We start from the raw sequence: 18,334 nt of genomic DNA on the forward strand, positions 1-18,334 counted from the left end.
GTTTCTTACCCGCCGATAGCTCTCACCGCGGACACCGCCTCCACCACAGCGTGGGCGGCGGTGTCCACCTCTTCCCGGGTGTTGACAGGGGAGAAGGTGAACCGCACCGAGGTCCGCGCCAGCTCCTCCGGCAGGCCGATGGCGAGCAGCACATGCGGAACCTCCCCGGACCCACAGGCGGAACCGGGGGAGCAGATGATACCCCGTTGCTCCAGTTCCAGCAGCACCGTCTCACCGGCGGTGTGGTCGAAGACGAAGGACGCGTGACCGGGCAACCTCCGGGTGGGGTGCCCGGTCAGGTGTGCGCCGTCGATGGTGAGCACCGTGGTGATGAAATCGGTGAGGTCGGGTGGGGCGTCGACAAGCGAGGCGTTCAGGGCTGCGGCGAAGGCGACTGCACCGGCGACGTTCTCCGTCCCGCTGCGGCGCCCGCGTTCCTGCCCGCCGCCGTGGAGGACCGGCTCGACCGGCAGGCGACACCACAGCGCCCCGATGCCCTTCGGTGCGCCGACCTTATGCCCGGACAGGCTGATCGCATCCACACCCAGGTCCGTCAGGGGCAGCCCGGCGGCCTGGACCGCATCGGTGTGGACGGGTGCGGTGGTCGCCGCGGCGAGCTCCCGGATGGGCTGGACCGTGCCGATCTCATTGTTGGCGTAGTGGATGCTCACCAGGGTGGTGTCCGGGCGGGTGAGCTGTGCCAGTTCCGTCGGGGAGACCAGGCCGTACTCATCGGGGGTGAGGTAGCTGACCTCGAAGTTGTGGAAACGCACCAGGTAGTCGATGGATTCCAGGACCGCGGAATGCTCCAGCGGGTTGGTGATGATGTGTCGACCCCGCGGATTGGCCAGGGCGATACCCTTGATGGCCAGGTTGTCGGCCTCGGTGCCACCGGAGGTGAAGATCACCTGCGAGGCACGCCCGCCGACCACCCGGGCCACCGACCTGCGCGCCGCCTCCAGGCCCGCCGCGGCCACCTCGCCGACGCCGTGGGGGCTCGACGGGTTGCCGAAGTGGCTGGTCAGGTACGGCCACATCGCCTCGAGTGCTTCTCGACGCACCCCTGTGGTCGCCGCATTGTCCAGGTAGATCATTATTCGAAGTCAAGCCCCAGGTCCAGGGCCCGCACCGAGTGGGTCAGGGCACCGACGGAGATGACATCCACACCCGTACGCGCGATGTCGGCCACGGTGTCCAGGTTGACCCCACCGGAGGCCTCCACGATCGCGCGACCCGCCACCATCTTGATGCCTTCACGCAATTCCTCATTGGTGAAGTTGTCCAGCATGATGGTGTCTACGCCGGCGGCCAGCACCGGTTCGATCTGATCGAGGCGGTCCACCTCGACCTCCACGTGGGTGGTGTGGGGCAGACGCGACTTCATCTGGAGCAGGGCCTCGGTGATGGTCATCCCGCTGGCGAGCACGGAGGCCAGGTGGTTGTCCTTGACCATGACGGCATCGGAGAGGGAGGTGCGGTGGTTGTGGCCACCGCCGTCCCGGACCGCCTGGCGTTCGATGATGCGCAGACCCGGGGTGGTCTTGCGGGTATCCACGATGCGGGCCCCGGTGCCCGCCACAGCCTCGACATACCGGGCGGTCTGGGTGGCGATGCCGGACATGCGCTGGGTGAAGTTCAGGGCGATGCGCTCGGCCCGCAGGATCGCACGTGCGGAACCGGTGATAGCGCCCAGCGATTTCGGTTCGAACGCCTCACCATCGGTGATCTGCAGTTCGATGCGGATCTCCGGGTCCACCAGCCGGAAGGCCGCCTCCAGCAGGCAGGTGCCACTGAACACACCGGGTTCCCGGGCCACCAGGTGGGCGCGGACAATGGCCGATTCCGGGACGAGGGTCTCGGAGGTGAGATCACCCCAGGGGGCGTCCTCGTCCAGTGCGGCGGCGACGATCCTGTCGGTGATGCGCTGATCGATCATTTGGTGGCTCCCTGGGTGACGGCGGACTGGGCGGCGGACTGGGTGGGGACGACGGCCAGCATACGTTCCAGTGCCACCCGGGCAGGGTCGGCGACATCCGAACTGACGCTGATCTGGTTGACCACGCGGCCGTCGACAAGCTCCTCCAGTACCCAGGCGAGGTAGCTGGGGTGGATGCGGTACATGGTGGAGCACGGGCAGATCACCGGGTCGAGGCAGAAGATGGTGTGCTGCGGGTACTGGGCGGCCAGGCGCTGGACCAGGTTGATCTCGGTGCCGATGGCGAAGGTCGACCCGGCCGGTGCTGCCTGGATCGCCTTGACGATGAAGTCGGTGGAGCCGGAGGAATCCGCCGCATCGACCACCGGCATGGGGGACTCGGGGTGCACCACGACGTGGACATCCGGGTACTCCCGGCGGGCCTTGTCGATCTGCTCGACGGTGAAACGCTTGTGTACGGAGCAGAAACCGTGCCACAGCAGCACCTTGGCATCCTCGAGTTCCTCACGGGTGTTGCCACCGAGCGCCCTGTTCGGGTTCCACAGCGGCATCTGCTCCAGCGGGATGCCCATGGCCTTGGCGGTGTTGCGGCCCAGGTGCTGATCGGGGAAGAACAGCACCCGCTGTCCACGCTCGAATGCCCACTCCAGCACGGCGGCGGCGTTGGAGGAGGTGCACACGATGCCACCGTGCCTGCCGACGAACCCCTTGAGTGCGGCGGAGGAGTTCATGTAGGTCACGGGGATCACCGGGGCGCGACCCTGATCATCGGGGTCGGTGCCGTAGATCTCCTCGAGCTGCTCCCAGCAGTCCTCCACGGAATCCAGATCAGCCATATCCGCCATGGAGCAGCCGGCGGCCAGGTTCGGCAGGATCACGGCCTGCTCATCGGTGGAGAGCAGGTCGGCGGTCTCTGCCATGAAGTGGACACCACAGAAGACGATGGCCTCGGCCTCCGGGCGGCCCTTGGCGGCGCGGGCGAGTTGGAAGGAGTCACCGACGAAATCAGCATGCTGGACCACTTCATCACGCTGGTAGAAGTGGCCGAGGATGACCACCTTCTCCCCGAGGGTCTCCTTCGCGGCGCGGATGCGTTCGTGGAGTTCCGTCTCGGTAGCGGTGCGGTAGGTCTCGGGCAGGACCTGCTGGCGGGGTGTGGCCAGGGGCAGGGGATCGGCCTGGGAGGCGCCGGGGCCGTAGCCCGGTGCCACGGTCGGGGCGTCGAGCAGCCAGGGGCCGTCGGCAAGCTCCGGTGCGCAGGAGGAACCGGTGGACTCACCGGTGACGATGAGCTGGAGGGCGTGGTCGACGGAGGGATCGGTGACGGCTGGGTGGGATGTGGTCATGATGGGTGTTCTCGCTGTTTTCTTCTATGGGTGAAAGGCAGGGGAGTGCTGATCGAAGGGGTGGGGATCAGCGGATGGGGCTGGGGTTGCGGGTGAACCTGTAGAGCTTGGGCGGTCTGTGCGGTGTTCCCGTCAGTACCTCGCCGGTGTCCACGAGATCGGGTGAGGTGGCCACGGATCTTCGGAAGTTGGCGGCATCGAGTTTGTGTCCGAGCACCGCCTCGTGGACGGTGCGCAGCTGGGCGATGGTGAAGGTCTCACCCAGGAAGGAATGGGCGATGTCGGCGTATTCAACCTTGGTGCGCAGGCGCTGCAGGGCGTAGTCGACGATGTGGTTGTGGTCGAAGGCTAGGTCGGGGAGGTTGTCGGCCTGGAACCACTGGACGTTCTCACCGGGTTCGGCGCGTTCGATCTCGTCAGCGCGCACCAGGGCCCAGTACACGACGGAGACCACCCGCCCGGTGGGGGAGCGGTCCCTCGCGCCGAAGGTGTAGAGCTGCTCCAGGTAGCTGGGGTGCAGGCCGGTGGTCTCCCCGAGGGTGCGGGCAGCGACCTCCTCGAGTTCCTCATCCTCGGACAACCAGCCACCGGGTAACGCCCAGCGGCCCAGGTGCGGGTCCCGGGTGCGGGCGACAAAGGGGGTCCACAGGGCGGGCACGTCCTGCTCATCGGGACGCAGCGCGAAGATGACCGTGGAGACGGCCACCTGGACGGCGTGGTCGGGTCGGGTCATGGGATCAGGGCACCCCCTTAGGGTCAAGGTGACTTTATGATGCGGATGATCTTACAGTCACGGTGACTCAAAGGCGATTGGCCCGCCGAATCCGGGGGTGAACTATGCAGGATTCGCAGGGGTGCCGTGGTCCGGAAAGCTCAGCCGGCGGGGTAGGTGACCTGGTGATCCGGGCCGACGACGGCGCCAGCGGTCATGGTGGCGGCCTGGGTCTGGCCCGGACCCATGATATGGGTGACCTCCACGCCCCGGGCCAGCAGGTGATCGGTGATGATGCGCCGGTGACAGCGCCACCACACGGCCTCGGAGCACAGCAGGACGGTGGGGAGTGGGTCGCCCACAAGCTTCTCGACGGCGGAGACGAACTCCTCCGACAGGGCGTGGTCGGCGTAGTTGTGGAAACTGCGGTTGTTCCAGAACGCATTGACCTCGAACGGCACCGTGGTGCTGACCTTCCGGCGTCCCGTCAGCGGTTCCACCCAGTCATAACCGATGCCGACACCCGCGAGTGAATCCCGCAGTGCATCCTGGTCGAAGTGGGGGAAGCGCCGTGAGCCGGGGAGTTTACGCACGTCGACCAGCTGCTCCACACCGTTGTCGCTCAACATGTCCAGAAACTCCGGAAGGGAATGGGTGGAGTGCCCGACGGTGAAGATGTTCTCCATACCGCCCCACCCTAGTTGTGCGGTGGGGAAAAATAGGCCCGGGGCATACTACGATGACGGGAATGTTGGCCGTCCTGTCCGGAGTGTTCTCCGGCGCTCTCCTCCCGCTCCAGACCTCGGTTAACAACCGTCTGCGCCTGAGTGTGGGCACGCCCCTGATGGCGTCGTTCTTCTCCTTCCTCATCGGCACGGGTGCGCTGATCCTGGCCACCTGGGTCACCGGTGGACGCCCCTGGCCACAGCTGGGACTGGCCACGGGGCAACCGTGGTGGATGTTCACCGGCGGTGTCCTGGGGTGATGGTGCTGACGGGGAATATCCTGCTGTTTCCCCAGGTGGGCAGTGTGCAGACGGTGATCCTGCCGATCACCGGGCAGGTGATCACGGGCCTGCTCATCGACACCTTCGGTCTGCTGCGCGCACCGCAGATCCCGTTGGGATGGGCGCGGGTGCTCGGTGCGTTCCTGGTGCTGGTCGGGGCCGCCGCGGCGGTCGGGGTGATCCGCGCGCGGGGGCGTGACCGGTCAGAGCGCGTATCGACGGGACAGTCACCGGGGGTGTGGCTGTGGCGGGGCCTGGGACTGCTCATGGGTGCGTGTGCGGCCATGCAGGTCTCGGTCAATGGTCAGCTGGGGGTGGTGCTGGGTGCTCCGGTGGAGGCGGCCCTGGTGTCCTTCACCGTCGGCACCCTGACCCTGCTGGTGCTGCTGGTGGCCACCCGCACCCCCTGGCGCGGGGTGGAGGTGGTGGGGAGGTCCAACCCCTGGTGGATGTGGATCGGTGGCCTGCTGGGGGCGACGATCGTCTACGCCACCGCCGCCCTGGGCCCGATCCTGGGCACCGGGATGACGGTGGTGTCCATGCTGTTGGGCATGCTGGCGGGCAGCCTGCTCATCGACACCCTCGGGCTCCTGGGGGCAACCCGGCGGAAGGTGGCCTGGACCCAGGTGCTCGGCCTGCTGGTCATCATCATCGGGGTCGTGCTGATCCGGGTGGTGTAGGTCGGAGCGCTCACGCGCCCAGTTCGAGGGAATCCCCCGGGGCCAGGGGGAGATAGGTCGAACCGTATTTATCGGCCAGCAGGGTGAGGATCTTGGTGTTGATCGCCAGTCCGTGCTCATTGACAATGCCGTCATGGATCCCCACGAAGTGCTTCGGAGGGAACTTCTTCAACCACGCCTCCACATCGAGCATCTTCACCCACGGGCCGTTGACGGGGACCAGCGCGACATCGACATCCCTGATCGGCTGGAAATTGTCACCCGGGTGCAGGATCCGGCCGCCGATCAGGTACCCGATGTTCTCCGGGACATCCTGCGCGTGGGTGATCATGGCGTGTTTTGAACCGACCACTTCCACCGGGATGCCGCCGATGGTGAAGCTCTGCCCGTGGTCCACCGCGTGCACCTCCACCGGCAGCTCATCGGCGAGGAAGGCCGGTGCGTAGATGACCATCTCCGGGTTGGCGCGGTGGGCCAGGATGAGGGCCTGCTGGTCCAGGTGATCCGGATGGCCGTGGGTGATCAGGACAGCATCGGCGGTGGCCAGGGACTCGGGGACGCCGAAGGAACCGGGATCGATGATGAGGGTGTACCCGTGGTGGTTGATCTCCACACAGGCGTGGAGATGGCGTGTGATCTTCATGGTGTCCATTGTGGTCGAAATCCCCGCGCCGGGAGCACCAGTTGTGTGACACGGAACACGATATGGGCGCAGGGGGCGTAGCATGAGTGGTGCATCTGCCACGAGCCAGAGGAGTTCCGATCATGACCCACACCCTCTCCACCTACCTCACCTTCCCCGGCAATGCCGCCGAGGTGTTCGAACACTGGGCGAAGATCTTCGACGGGGACCTGACCCTGACAAAATACGGGGATGTTCCCACCGGGGAGTTCCCCTTCGAACCCGATCCCGATCTCGTCGCCCACGCCCAGCTCACCATCACCGGCGGCACCCTCACCGGTGGGGACAACATGCCCGGTGAACCGGAGCTCCCCCTGCGCGGCACCGCCTATTCACTGCTGTACTCCCTGAACACCCCGGAGGAGGCCCGGGAGGTGATCCAGCGACTGGTCGACGGCGGCGGGCACGTGGGGATGCCGTTCGAGGAAGCCCCCTGGGGCGGATACTACGGGCAGGTCTTCGACCGTTTCGGGGTGATGTGGGCCTTCGATGTTGAGGCCCCGGACACCCCCGCGGCTGACACCGTGATCTAGGGGACCCGGTGCGTCCACTCGGGCGTGCCGTATTGCTTATCGACGAGTTTCTGCGCGGCCGCGAGATCAGCCTCCGACAGCTGCGCCACCGTGCCCCCGTAACGGTTGGCGAAGGTGCTCTTCATGGTGTCGATGATGGTCTCACGGGGTGCACCGGTCTGTCGGCGCAGGGGATCCACCCGCTTCTTCGCTGAGCGTAGACCCTTATCGGCGATCTTCACCTTGCCGATGCGCAACACCTGCGTCATCATGTCGGCGTCGATGTCATAGGACATGGTCACATGGTGCAGGACGGCACCCGCGCGGCGTTTCTGCGCGGCACCACCGATCTTGCCGCCGGTGGAGGTGATGTCATTGATGGGCACATACCAGGCATCCACCCCGTGTTCCGCCAGCGCGGCCAGCACCCAACGGTCGAGGTACTCATAGGACTCCTCATAGCTGAGACCAGCCACGAGGGAATCCGGTGCATACAGGGAATAGGTGATGCAGTTGCCACCCTCCATGAACATGGCCCCACCGCCCGACATGCGGCGCACCACCGTCACCCCGTGTTCCGCCACGCCCTCGGCGTCGATCTCGTTGACATAGGACTGGAAGGACCCCATGACGATGGCACGGTCATCCCATTCCCAGAACCGCAGGGTGGGTGGTCGCTGACCCGTGGCCACCTGTTCCAGCAGCAGATCATCGAGTGCCACATTCACCGGGGTGGGCAGCACCCCGGGCTGGAGGATCTCCCAGTCGTGGTCGGTGAAGTCGGTGCCACCGGTGACCGCGCGCCGCACCGCCTGGGCAATGTCTGCGGTGGTGAAACCGTGGAATTCCAGCTCATCTCCGAAGGGCGCCAGGGCCGTGTCAAAACGCCGGGTCAGTTCGCTGGCCGGATCCTTCACCGATGCCCCGTTGAGGGCGGATCCCAGGGCCAGGAATGCCTCATCCGGGTCGATGAAGAAATCGCCGGAGACCTGCAGCCCGGTGATGGTGTCGTCCTCGGTCGTGACGTCGACGACCACGAGTTTCCCGCCTGGGACCTTGACTTCAAAGTGGTGTTTCATGCCCACCACCCTACGCGCGGAACCGGGCGAGAGAGATGGGGCGGTGGGGGTTGGTCGTCGACAAGCGCGTCGTTAGGAGTACTCCTCCTCGATGGCAGCGTAGGCGTCCAGCAGCGACAGGGCGTGCTCACCGGACGTGCCCTCGGCACGGATACCCTCGCGCATGGAGTCCACCAGCTCACGGCCGTGGGGATAGGGCGGGATGAGCGGGATGTCGGCGTCGGTGTGGGCCTCGACCACGACGGGCCGGTCGGACTCGAAGGCCTCGGCGAGCACCTGATCGATGGTGTCCGAATCATGCAGGTGGATGCCCCGCAACCCCAGCTGTTCGGCGTAGGCCACGAAATCGAAGGCCGGCACCCGCTGGGAGGCCTCGAACCGCGGTTCACCCTCGGTCTCGCGCTGCTCCCAGCTGACCTCTGAGAGATCCTTGTTGGCCAGCACCACGATGACAAAGCGGGGATCCTCCCACTGCTTCCACCGGTCGGCGACCGTGATCAGCTCGTTGATGCCCAGCATGGTCATCGCACCATCCCCGGCCATGACCACCACCGGGCGGTCCGGGGTGACCTCCTTCGCGGCGAACCCGTAGGGGATGCCACAACCCATCGATGCCAGGGTGCTGCACAGATGCGCATTCGCACCACGTGGCACGGTGATGTGACGCACATAGTGGTAGACCGAACTGCCCACATCGATGGCCAGCTGGGTGTTCTCCCACAACCGGGTGTTGACCGCCCGTGCCACCAGATCCGGGTTGAGGGGGCGCGCCGGCACCTGCGACCGGCGCCGGTTGATCTCCTGCGAGTTGTGGATGGCCTGCTCCACCTGCTGCTCCCACTCGGATCGCTTCCCATCCAGGAGATCCTCCGGCAGTTTCTCCAGCAGCGCCTGGAGGGTGGGGGCCGCCTGCCCCACCAGGCCGACCTCGATGGGATAGCGGTTACCCATCTGGGCGGGATCCACATCGATCTGCACCGCACGTGCCTGACCGGGGGCCGGATAGAACTCCGTCCACGGGCTGTTGGATCCGATGATGAGCAGGGTGTCACAGTTCTGCAGCACCCAGTTCGCGGAATGGGTGCCCAGATGCCCCATGTTGCCGGCGGCGAGACGGTGGGTCTCATCTATGTACGGCTTACCCAGCAGCGCGGTGGTCACACCCGCCCCCAGGCGCTCGGCCAGGGCCAGCACCTCGGTCTGGGCGTCCTGGACACCCCGACCGGCGAGGATGGCCACCTTCCTCCCCTCCGACAGGACCCGGATGGCGTGGTCGAGGTCCTCGTCCCGGGGCAGGATACGACCGGTGCTCCAGTGCGCGGTGGAGATGATCTCCCCGTGCTCCTGACCCAGATCAGGTTCCGGCGCCTGTTGGATGTCGTGGGGGAGGATGACCACCGCGGGACCACTGTTGGCCAGTGCGGAACGAAACGCCCGATCAATGACCATGGGCAACTGCTCCGGGGTGGTCACCGTTTCCAGGAAGGGGGTGGCCACATCCGCGAAGAGGGTGTGCAGGTCCACCTCCTGCTGATAATCGGACCCCAATACCGAACGGCTCTGCTGGGCGACCAGGGCGACCACCGGGACGCTGTCCAGCTTGGCGTCGTACAGCCCGTTGAGGATGTGGATCGCGCCGGGCCCCTGGGTGGAGGTGACCACGCCGACGCCACGGCTGTACCGGGCATCGCCCACCGCCATGAATGCCGCACCCTCCTCATGGCGGGCAGCGATGAATTCAGGGCCATCCTCCGCGCGTCGGATGGCACCCAGCAGAGCATTGTTGCCGTCGCCGGAATAACCGTAGACACGTTTCACCCCCCAATCCCGGAGCCGGCGGACAATGAGATCTGAGGTGGACATCCTTCTACCTTTCTGTCGTGCTGGTTGTACAGATAGCAACCGGCGCCGGAACCAACCGGGAAAGGGGGTTCAACGGCGCCGGACTGCGGGGTGGTGTTGGAGGTTACTGTTGCTAGAGGGTGGGATCGAGAACGACCTTGATGCAGCCGTCCTCCTTCTTCTGGAATTTCTCGTAGTGCGCCGGTGCCTCATCGAGGGAGACGCGGTGGGTGGTGAGATCATCCACGCCGAGCGGATCGGCAGGATCCTCCACCAGCGGAAGCAGATCATCGATCCAGGACTTTACATTGCACTGTCCCATGCGCATCTGGATCTGCTTGTCGAAGAGGGTGAGCATCGGCATTGGGCTGGCCTCGCCACCGTACACACCACTGAGGGAGACGGTTCCACCACGACGGACCAGGTCAATCGAGCCGTGGAGTGCACCGAGGCGGTCAAGGCCCCCGTGCTCCATCATCTTCCTGGCCGCTGCATCCGGCAGCAGGCTCATGGCATTGTGGGCGAGTTTGCCCACCGGGGAACCGTGGGCCTCCATGCCGACGGCATCCACCACGGCATCGGGGCCACGTCCGTCGGTGAGATCACGGATGTGGTCGTGGGTGTCATCGCCGAGATCGAAGACCTCGATGCCGTGGCGGGCAGCCATGGCGCGACGCTCCGGAACGGGTTCGATACCGAAGACCCGGGCACCGAGGTGGCGACCGATCCGGGCACACATCTGCCCGATGGGGCCCAGGCCGTAGACAGCCAGGGTGTCGCCCTCGCCGACATCGGCGTACTTCACGGCCTGCCACGCGGTGGGCAGGACATCGCTGAGGAAGAGGTACCGGTGGTCGGGGAGTTCATCGCCGACCTTGATCGGGCCGAAATCAGCGTGGGGGACACGCAGGTACTCCGCCTGACCACCGGGTACCGAACCGTAGAGCCGGGAATAACCCAGCAGGCTGGCACCGGAGCCGTATTCACGGACCTGGGTGACCTCACACTGGGAGAACAGGCCTCGTTTACACATCCAGCAGTGGCCACAGGAGATGTTGAAGGGGATGACCACACGGTCACCCTCCTTGAGGTTGGACGCCGGACCGGCCTCCACGACCCGGCCCATCGGTTCATGGCCGATGATATCGCCCTCATCCATGAACGGTGCCAGCACCTCATAGAGATGCAGGTCGGAACCGCAGATGCCGGTGGAGGTCACCTGGATGATCGCGTCGTTCTCGGCTTTGAGAATCGGGTCGGGGACCGTTTCCACGCTTACTTTTCGTTTACCCTGCCAGGTTAAGGCCTTCATGCGTTCTTCTCCTGCTGGTTGATCGACTCCACCATGGAGGAATGTAGAAGTGCCAGTGCATGATGTTCGGTCTGTGCCAGAACATCTTCTGGCTCACCCGGGAAATGGTGGAGTTCGGTATGTAACTTTCTTCTGACCAGTGCTGCTATCCAGGTGGTGCCAGGGGGATTGTCTTCCTGACGTCCGGGGCCACCCGCCCCTGTGACGGCCACTGCCGCATCTGCGTTCATGAGCTCGGATACACCCGAGGCCATCTGGCTCGCTGCCTCCTCGGTGATCACCGGATCGCCCTCGGGCACCCCGAGGACGTCGTACTTGATCCGGGTCATATAGGAGGTCACCCCGCCCGCGTACCAGGAGGAGGAATCCGGTGCCGCCGCGAGGTGGCTCGAGAGTCTCCCGCCGGTCAGTGATTCCGCGACGGCGAGGGTGAAGCCGTGGTCTTGGGCGATCCGGGAGATGTCCTCGGCCAGTGCGGTGACCGTATCGTTGTCACTACCAGTCGTAGACATGTCGGATCAGACCTGACTGTCTAGTAGTTTGCTGGTGGGTCGCTGGCGGGGAAGGACTCCTCACCCCACTCATCGACCTCCTCGTCCTTGGTGTCCGGACCGCCGGTGGGGACGGTGTCCTTGTTCTCATTGGTGCGATCGAGACGGTCCTTGTCTTCTGGCTCATCCGCGAAAGGATTGCCGTTTGGAGTGTCACTCATGATCTGCTCTCCTTAATCTGTCTGTCCAATAGTGCTGTCTCGCCGACTCCGGGGGAGCGGGCCACACCGTGAGGTGATGTCTGTCACCTGGTGTTGAAAACCAAGCGTACGGATAAATCACGGTGTAGGAGCGGATCGCAGGAAACGTGCAGTTCATGGCGGGATACATGGCGGAATATTAATCATTATGAAATGTGATATGCGTCGCCCGAAGCGCTTGTCGACGACGCACCCCCCACGCCCACCCGCCTCCACGCGGGTGCGCGTGGCCGGGCGGGGGTGGATCTACTTTCAGGGGCAAGTATCTGTAGTGATACTCACGTATATTTCCCAGATGGCTGGTAGTCAGCTGGAAAAGCCATGAGTGTAATGAGTATCTAGCAGAGGATAGTCCCGTGAGAAGACGATTGATCGCAGCTGCCACCGGCATCATGCTGGCTGGCACCACCATCTCCGTAGCCTCCACCGCAGGCGCGGTTCAGTTCGAGAAACAGTACCGCAATGAGCTGACCATCTGTGTCGCCACCTCCACCCCGGGAGAGGTTCAGATCACCCGGGATTACTATCGGGCGCAGGTGGAACGGTATGAAATTCTCGAGGCTGAGCTGCGTGCCGCCAACCCCGAGTTCCAGGAGCAGTACGCCCAGTTCGATGCCCTCATCGAGTCAGGGCAGATGATGCCGGGCAATAGCGCAGGTCCCTTATTCTCCCCGGGGGTGCGCGCCATTGCCGACAGTAGGAAATACAACATCTACGAGGCACAGTTCTTCGCTGTCAGGGCAACGCAGACCTACCGTGATCTGGTGGAACTGGCGGAAACCGGTTTCCCTGTCAACATGGAGTACGCCGTGGACTGGACCAAACAACAGTTTGATGATTATGAGGGTTCCGGTGTTCCGGTGGTGCCCATCGGCGGTGAATTCACCTTCTCGGAAACCAGCACCCTGACAGGGCCTGCATATCAACAGCTGACTGTCGATCTGCCACTGGGACTATTCGTCGTGACAGTGGGCAGCGCCCCCAATGTCCAGACCATGCTGGAACCCCACCGGGCGGCACTGGCGGAACTGAAGCGACAGTATGAGGCAGTGGTCTCGCCCCAGGCACTGTTCAGGGCCGCCCAGAACTGTGAGGATTTCATCCTCACCGGCGGTGTGGTTCCGACCACCACCGTGACACCGACCGTGACGGTCACCGCGACCCCGGATACGGTCACGGTCACCCCCGCGCCGGTCACCACCACCGCACCGGCCGGCACCGTGGTGGTCACCGCCGCCCCCACGACCATCACCGAACCGGGCGGCACCACCACGGTCACCTCCGCCTCTGCCACCACCACGGTGACCGCACCCCAGGCCACGGTGACCACCACCCCGGAACCGGCCACCACCACCGTCAGTGCGCCGAGGGAGACCACCACGGTGACCACCACCCCGGAACCGGCCACCACCACCGTGGCCGCCCCAGGGGAGACCACCACGGTGACCGCCCCTGCCATGACCACCACCGTCACCCCGGCACCGGTTACCACGACTGCACCGGGATCCACCGTCACGTCCACGCCCGAGCCGGTGACCGTCACCGCTGAACCCGGCACGGAAACCGTCACCCCGGAGCCGGTCACCGCCACCGTCACCGCACCGACCGTGACGGTGACCACCACCCCGACCACCACCCAGACCCCGCCTGATGATGGTGGAACACCGGGAGGTGGAGGAAACAATCTCGGACTGGTGGCTGCCATCGTGGCTGTTCTTGCCGCCATCGGAGGTATCGCGGTCTTCCTCGCCAACAATATGGGGATGTTCGCCGGATTCTTCTAGCACGCACACACACGGAGACCCCCGACCTGGGGAACGCAACAGTTCCGGTCGGGGGTCGTGTCGTCGACAAGCGTGCGGTCAGCCCCTGGTGAAGGGCAGCATCAGCCGCGAGGGGTGTTCGGCGGTGACACTTCTGCGGACGTCCTTCACGGCTATCTCATGGCATGGGGGGTGATCCCCCTTTCCGGTGGACCTAAAATGGTTTTGCTGAGAAAAACACCTCACCGTTACCTACACTGACCGTCATGCTCTCAACCCGTCTCGGCACCTTGACCATGGGGACCATCACCCTCGGAGCAGTGGCAGGGGTGATCTTCGCCGCCACGGTGGTCGCAGATGATCAACCCGTCGCGCAATCCGACGCGACCGCGGTTAACCCCGCCACCACGGCCACCGCGGAGATGATCACCGTTGCGGACGAGCCGGTGGAACCGGAGATCTCCGCTCCGGCGATCGTTGAACCTGAACCCTTCGATTACGGTGAGTGCCCACCCGAGGCCCGGGCGTGTGTGGATCTGGATGGTGGGCGATCCTGGTTGCAGGACAATGGGCAGGTCACCTACGGGGCGGTGCCGATTGGGCAGGGAGGACCGGGATATGAGACCCCGCGCGCGGGGTTCCATGTCTCCCGCAAGGTCATCGATGATGTCTCCTATGTCTTCGATCTGGCACCCATGCCGTTTGCGGTGTACTTCACCAGCGTGGGGCACGCCTTCCATGAAGGGGACCCGGCGGGTGATTCCCACGGGTGTGTGCGCCTGGCGCCGGGTGATGCCGAGGTCTACTTCCACACCCTGCAGGTCGGGGACCTGATCCACATCTACTGACCCCGGGGGTACGGGGTAATACCCCGGGATCAACCGCCGGTGGTGAACTGGTATTTGAACTCATCGGAGCGGTGCATGGCCAGGCGGTAACCGCCGGGTGCGCCACCGTTGGTGATGAAGATGGTCTCGATCGCCAGCAGGGGACTGCCCACCGCCACATCGAGATGGCCTGCGGTCTCCTCGGTGGCGGCGGTGGCCCACGCCTCATTGTCCGACCGCGTCAGGGCGATGCCGAAATTACGCTCCAGGAGCTCGAAGGCCGATTCCTCACCTTCCAGGTCCTGTTGGGTGGGATTGAAATCCGCAGGGGCGCGCAGGTAGATCCGGGAATGGGCCACGGGAATGTCCTCCGCCCAGATCAGCCGGACGAAGTGCAGGAGTTTCTCCTCCCTGGGCAGCCCCAGTCGTTCCTGGACATGGTCAGGTGGTATGACCCGTTTGAGCTCGGAGACCGCCGTCTTTGTCTTCAGTCCCTGTTCGGTCAGGTGCTGGTAGAGCGCACCGGGGCGGACATTCGCACCACGTTCAATGCGTCGACCCGGCACCGGGAAGGTGCCCTTGCCCTGTTTACGGTAGACATAGCCCTCATCGGCCAGATCGCGCAGCGCCTGCCGGATCGGGGCCCGACTGACGCCGAAGCGTTCCAGGAGCTGCGCCTCTGTCATGGGGATTGCCGGGTCCATTGAACCGTCGGTGATCTCGGATCGGAGGATCTCCTTGATCTGCCGGTAGAGGGGCACCCCGGTGGTGGGGTCCAGCTCCTGCTGGGCTGTGGTCATGGATTCTCCCGAAGATCTCATCACATCAATTTATTATAATAATCCTGCCGGTAGGGCAGGGTGGAGTCAACTTTCTGCGGTGACCCACACCATATGGTGGCCCATGTCCGTGCGGTGTGGGGCCGTTACGGGATATATCCACACAGATAACCCCGACCGAGGGGAGCTGTTATCAGCTCACCGCGGCCGGGGTCAGGTACTGCTGTCCTAGGGCTGGTGCACCACGACGCGGGTGCGATTGCGCAGGGTGGTGGAGGTGGAGAAGATCAGGGCACCGAGAAGTCCGACGGCCGCGAAGGCGAAGAAACCCCACGGGTAGGCGATGCCCATGCCGACCAGGATGCCACCGAGCAGTGGTCCGGAGATCGCACCCAGTCGTCCGATACCGGCGGAGAAACCCATGGCGGTCGCACGGATCTGGGACGGGTGATTCTCGCCGGTGAAGGCGTAGATGAGAACCTGGGAGCTGAACACGAACACACCGGTGAGGAACACCACCAGGTACAGGCCCACCAGGGGCATGCGCACGGCCAACAGCGCCAGGAACACCGCGGAGATCACGAACCAGACCAGGGCGGTCTTGCGGGGGGAGTGGATATCGGCGACCCGGCCGGCGATGAGCAGTCCGACCACGGCCCCGATGTTGAGCACCATGAGGAAGCCGAGGGAGTTTCCCATGTCGTAATCGGCCTGGCGCATGATCTGTGGCAGCCAGGTGTTCAGGCCGTAGACCAGCAGCAGCCCCATGAAGGAGGTGCCCCAGATGGCGATGGTGTTACGGCGGAAGGTCGGCTTGAACAGGGCGGAGAGGGAGGCGGACTCGCTGATCTCCTGCTTGTGCTCCCGGTCGAGGTCATCATCGAGGTTCAGACCGTAGGCGGTGGCGATCTCGCGTGCCTTCTCAGCCCTGCCGGTGGACAGCAGGAACTGGGGGGATTCCGGTAGCAGGAAGTACAGCAGTGGCAGCAGGATGAGGCCCGGGACGGCACCGGCGATGAACATCGAGTGCCAGCCGAGTGGCTCGATGAGCAGGATGCCCAGGAAGGCGGTGGCGACCGCACCGACGTGGTAACCGGTCATCAGGGTGGTGGAGGCGGAACCGGCCTTGGTGCCCGGACGGAACTCGGTGACCATGGCGATCGCGGTGGGCAGTGCCCCACCCAGTCCCACACCCGCGATGAAACGCCACAGCGTGAACAGCGTGATGTCCGAGGTGAAGGCCAAGAGCAGGGTGAATACTGGAGAACACCGCCACGGAGAAGATCATCACGCGGCGACGCCCCAGTTTGTCTGTGAGGAAACCGATGGTCAATGCGCCGATCATCATGCCCACCAGCCCGAGGGTGGAGATCTGGGTGGCATGCGCGGCGTCGAGGTCCCAGGAGGTGTCCTGGAGCATGGCGGGGATGGTGGCACCGAGGACAACGAGATCGAAGCCGTCCAGGACGATGGCGAACCAGAGTAGTGCCAACACCACCCCGACACTGCGGGTGGGCGCCGGGGTGGTGGGGGTTGCGTGTGAGGTGGTCACGGGCGGGGTCCTCTTAAGAGATAGGAAGGGATGGGAGGTGGGTGGGTGTCAGTAGTCGAAGCGGGGCAGATCGCGGCCCACGTACTGCTCGGCCAGGTAGCGCTGACCGGCCTCGGATTCGAGGACGGAGCGGAGCTCGGCGAAGCGACGCTGGGTGGCGAAGTGGTCCTCACCCGGAACGGCGTGCAGCATGGAGCTCATCCAGTAGGAGAAGTGCTGCGCCTTCCAGATGCGGGGGACGGTGAGGCGGGTGTAGTCGTCGAGAAGCCCGGTGTCGTTGCGCTTGATTGCGCGGGTGAGTCCCGGTGCGAGCACGGAGACATCCGCCACGGCGAGGTTGAGGCCCTTGGCGCCGGTGGGTGGGACGGTGTGGGCGGCATCGCCGGCGATGAACAGGCGTCCCTTCTGCATCGGCTCGGTCACAGCGGAGCGGAAGCGCAGCACGGCCTTGTCGAAGATCTTTCCCTCGGAGACGGTGATGCCGGGGGAGTCGGCACGCAGGTGGAGCTGCTCCCAGATGCGGTCATCCGACCACATCTCCGGGGTGTCATTGGGATCGCACTGGAGGTAGTAGCGCTGGACGGTGTCGGTGCGGGTGGAGATCAGTGCGAAACCCTCGGGGTGGGTGGCGTAGATGAGTTCCTTCTGTGTCTTGGGCGCTTCGACGAGGATGCCGAACCAGGCGTAGGGGTACTCGTGGCGGGCACGGATGCCACCATCATCGGTGATGATCTTGCGGTAGGGGGAGTTGGAGCCGTCGGCGGCCACGACATAGTCCGCGGTGAGCTGCCGGGTGGTGCCATCAACACCGGTGTAGGTGATTGTGGCCTTGTTCTCCTGTGCGTCACCCTCGAAGTTCTCCACGGAGTCCACGGTGGTCTCGAACAGGAGCTCACCGCCGTCCTCGATGCGCTTGGCGATGAAATCCTTGAGGTATTCATGCTGCGGGTAGATGGCCACCTTGTGGCCGGTCAGCTCCGTCAGCGGGATGCGGATGTTCTCGTTGTTGATGGCGATGTCGATGGCCTCATCGTGATCGGCCTCGCGTTCCATGCGCTCGCCCACACCGGTTTCCCGCATGAGGTTCAGGGTGCCCTGCTCGAGGATGCCGGCACGCACGGTCTCCTCGACATCCTGCCGGGAGCGGCTTTCAAACACGACGGATTCGATGCCCTGCAGGTGCAGGAGGTGGGCCAGGGTCAGTCCTGCCGGACCCGCACCGATGATGGCTACTGGTACGTGGTTCATGAAAGGCTCCTTCAGGTGGGCTGTGGGGTATGGGCTGTCGGGTGGGGTCCGGCGGGGATCCCCGCCCCCGGGTGTGCGGGGCGATGTGTGCCCGATGGCCCCCAGATGTGGTTAGTGATATGGGTCTCAAAGTAGGCAATGGCAGAGGTGATAGCAATATCCCGGCCGCATGTTCGCAGAGTGAACGGGGGTGAGGGTGGGGGATCGGGCCCGGCCTGCGCAATTGACCTGGCGTAACCATGGCCAAGGGTGTAGCTAGGGGTGTCGATGAGGGGTGTTGGGGGCGATGTGTCACGTCGACATGCGT

17 protein-coding genes and 2 pseudogenes are annotated in these 18,334 nt (G+C 64.7%); 5 read left to right on the forward strand and 14 right to left on the reverse strand.

The genetic code is table 11. The annotated features are described in order from the left end of the window. Positions 1 to 5: 5 nt before the first annotated feature. From CE_RS05670 to CE_RS05690, 5 genes are all read right to left on the reverse strand, one after another. The gene (locus tag CE_RS05670; RefSeq protein WP_011075298.1) at positions 6 to 1,094 is read right to left on the reverse strand and encodes a cysteine desulfurase family protein; all 1,089 of its coding nucleotides are present in this window, start codon (positions 1,092 to 1,094) and stop codon (positions 6 to 8) included. Further along, positions 1,094 to 1,936, reverse strand: coding sequence for a carboxylating nicotinate-nucleotide diphosphorylase (gene nadC / locus CE_RS05675; RefSeq protein WP_006769924.1), 843 nt, complete (start codon positions 1,934 to 1,936; stop codon positions 1,094 to 1,096). The genes CE_RS05670 and nadC overlap by 1 nt, the downstream gene beginning before the upstream one ends. Further along, on the reverse strand, positions 1,933 to 3,282 hold the full coding sequence (gene nadA, locus CE_RS05680) for a quinolinate synthase NadA (protein WP_006769923.1): 1,350 nt from the start codon (positions 3,280 to 3,282) through the stop codon (positions 1,933 to 1,935). The genes nadC and nadA overlap by 4 nt, the downstream gene beginning before the upstream one ends. Before the next feature lie 67 nt (positions 3,283 to 3,349). Next, positions 3,350 to 4,015 (reverse strand): NUDIX hydrolase, encoded by a 666-nt coding sequence (locus CE_RS05685; RefSeq protein ID WP_006769922.1) that lies wholly within the window; start codon positions 4,013 to 4,015, stop codon positions 3,350 to 3,352. Positions 4,016 to 4,155: 140 nt separating this feature from the next. Beyond that, a complete protein-coding gene (locus CE_RS05690) occupies positions 4,156 to 4,680 on the reverse strand; it encodes a DUF488 domain-containing protein (protein WP_006769921.1) in 525 nt (174 codons plus the stop codon). A 62-nt stretch (positions 4,681 to 4,742) separates the two neighbouring features. On the opposite strand from CE_RS05690, the pseudogene CE_RS15830 reads away from it, so the two are divergent. Beyond that, a pseudogene (locus CE_RS15830) lies at positions 4,743 to 5,104 on the forward strand (DMT family transporter); the annotation flags it as partial. Positions 5,105 to 5,284: 180 nt separating this feature from the next. Continuing rightward, on the forward strand, positions 5,285 to 5,680 hold the full coding sequence (locus CE_RS15835) for a DMT family transporter (protein WP_407921250.1): 396 nt from the start codon (positions 5,285 to 5,287) through the stop codon (positions 5,678 to 5,680). Positions 5,681 to 5,690: 10 nt separating this feature from the next. Here CE_RS15835 and CE_RS05700 read toward each other — a convergent pair whose 3' ends face one another. Next, positions 5,691 to 6,323 carry an MBL fold metallo-hydrolase gene (locus tag CE_RS05700; protein ID WP_035109918.1) on the reverse strand — a complete coding sequence of 211 codons (633 nt, stop codon included), beginning with the start codon at positions 6,321 to 6,323 and terminating at the stop codon, positions 5,691 to 5,693. Positions 6,324 to 6,445: 122 nt separating this feature from the next. Here CE_RS05700 and CE_RS05705 point away from each other — a divergent pair, with 122 nt between their 5' ends. Beyond that, entirely contained in the window at positions 6,446 to 6,895 is a 450-nt protein-coding gene (locus tag CE_RS05705; RefSeq protein ID WP_006769917.1) for a VOC family protein, read from the forward strand. Here CE_RS05705 and CE_RS05710 read toward each other — a convergent pair. The 5 genes from CE_RS05710 to CE_RS05730 form a co-directional block, all read right to left on the reverse strand. Then, a complete protein-coding gene (locus CE_RS05710; protein ID WP_006769916.1) occupies positions 6,892 to 7,953 on the reverse strand; it encodes a lipoate--protein ligase family protein in 1,062 nt (353 codons plus the stop codon). The two genes, CE_RS05705 and CE_RS05710, sit on opposite strands and share 4 nt — an antisense overlap. A 72-nt stretch (positions 7,954 to 8,025) precedes the next feature. Continuing rightward, a complete protein-coding gene (locus CE_RS05715) occupies positions 8,026 to 9,816 on the reverse strand; it encodes a thiamine pyrophosphate-requiring protein (protein WP_006769915.1) in 1,791 nt (596 codons plus the stop codon). A gap of 112 nt (positions 9,817 to 9,928) precedes the next feature. Further along, on the reverse strand, positions 9,929 to 11,107 hold the full coding sequence (locus CE_RS05720; RefSeq protein ID WP_006769914.1) for a zinc-dependent alcohol dehydrogenase: 1,179 nt from the start codon (positions 11,105 to 11,107) through the stop codon (positions 9,929 to 9,931). Then, positions 11,104 to 11,619: a CinA family protein gene (locus tag CE_RS05725; protein ID WP_006769913.1), complete on the reverse strand. Its 516-nt coding sequence runs from the start codon at positions 11,617 to 11,619 to the stop codon at positions 11,104 to 11,106. The genes CE_RS05720 and CE_RS05725 overlap by 4 nt, the downstream gene beginning before the upstream one ends. A gap of 20 nt (positions 11,620 to 11,639) precedes the next feature. Beyond that, a complete protein-coding gene (locus CE_RS05730) occupies positions 11,640 to 11,819 on the reverse strand; it encodes a hypothetical protein (protein WP_006769912.1) in 180 nt (59 codons plus the stop codon). Between the two features lie 395 nt (positions 11,820 to 12,214). Here CE_RS05730 and CE_RS05735 point away from each other — a divergent pair, with 395 nt between their 5' ends. Both CE_RS05735 and CE_RS05740 read left to right on the forward strand, forming a co-directional pair. Continuing rightward, a complete protein-coding gene (locus CE_RS05735; RefSeq protein ID WP_011075306.1) occupies positions 12,215 to 13,642 on the forward strand; it encodes a hypothetical protein in 1,428 nt (475 codons plus the stop codon). Positions 13,643 to 13,887: 245 nt separating this feature from the next. Further along, the gene (locus CE_RS05740) at positions 13,888 to 14,469 is read left to right on the forward strand and encodes a L,D-transpeptidase (RefSeq protein WP_006769910.1); all 582 of its coding nucleotides are present in this window, start codon (positions 13,888 to 13,890) and stop codon (positions 14,467 to 14,469) included. 29 nt (positions 14,470 to 14,498) lie between these two features. Here the strand turns inward: CE_RS05740 and CE_RS05745 are convergent, their stop codons facing one another. The 3 genes and pseudogenes from CE_RS05745 to CE_RS05755 form a co-directional block, all read right to left on the reverse strand. Then, positions 14,499 to 15,248 carry a GntR family transcriptional regulator gene (locus tag CE_RS05745; RefSeq protein WP_006769909.1) on the reverse strand — a complete coding sequence of 250 codons (750 nt, stop codon included), beginning with the start codon at positions 15,246 to 15,248 and terminating at the stop codon, positions 14,499 to 14,501. 318 nt (positions 15,249 to 15,566) lie between these two features. Beyond that, positions 15,567 to 16,779, reverse strand: a pseudogene (locus CE_RS05750) (MFS transporter); the annotation flags it as partial. A 48-nt stretch (positions 16,780 to 16,827) separates the two neighbouring features. Then, positions 16,828 to 18,027 (reverse strand): 4-hydroxybenzoate 3-monooxygenase, encoded by a 1,200-nt coding sequence (locus tag CE_RS05755; RefSeq protein WP_006769907.1) that lies wholly within the window; start codon positions 18,025 to 18,027, stop codon positions 16,828 to 16,830. Positions 18,028 to 18,334: the final 307 nt, after the last annotated feature.

It is taken from the genome of Corynebacterium efficiens YS-314, assembly GCF_000011305.1.
GTDB classification, from domain to species: domain Bacteria; phylum Actinomycetota; class Actinomycetes; order Mycobacteriales; family Mycobacteriaceae; genus Corynebacterium; species Corynebacterium efficiens.